A 277-nucleotide genomic window follows, 5' to 3' on the forward strand; every position below is an offset into this window, starting at 1 on the left:
CCAGGGTCATCCGATAGCGGGTCAGGCGCTTGCCGGACTCGCCCTGGGCGATGCGCCGGACCAGCCCGTGAACGCCGCCACCGGCGTGGGAAAAGGCCAGAAACGCGGGCCGGTGCAGGAACGACTCCAGGTCCAGGTCCGGATGCTCGCTGACCAGTTCCAGGTCGAAAGCATAGGGCGTGGAAAGCGCCTCGCGACCCTGGAACTCGAGCACCTGCAGGTCGTGCGCCTGGCCTTCGAGGCTCAGTGTGAAGTGCGCGGTGTTGGCCGCTGCGAA

Annotated in this window: 1 protein-coding gene; it reads right to left on the reverse strand. The window is 67.5% G+C overall.

Annotation, left to right across the window (positions count from 1 at the left end):
• The coding region (locus tag QMX85_RS23410; RefSeq protein ID WP_282344954.1) for a contractile injection system protein, VgrG/Pvc8 family at positions 1–277 on the reverse strand (277 nt) is incomplete at both ends.

This window comes from Pseudomonas sp. PS02288 (assembly GCF_029959715.1).
Classification (GTDB): domain Bacteria; phylum Pseudomonadota; class Gammaproteobacteria; order Pseudomonadales; family Pseudomonadaceae; genus Pseudomonas_O; species Pseudomonas_O kuykendallii.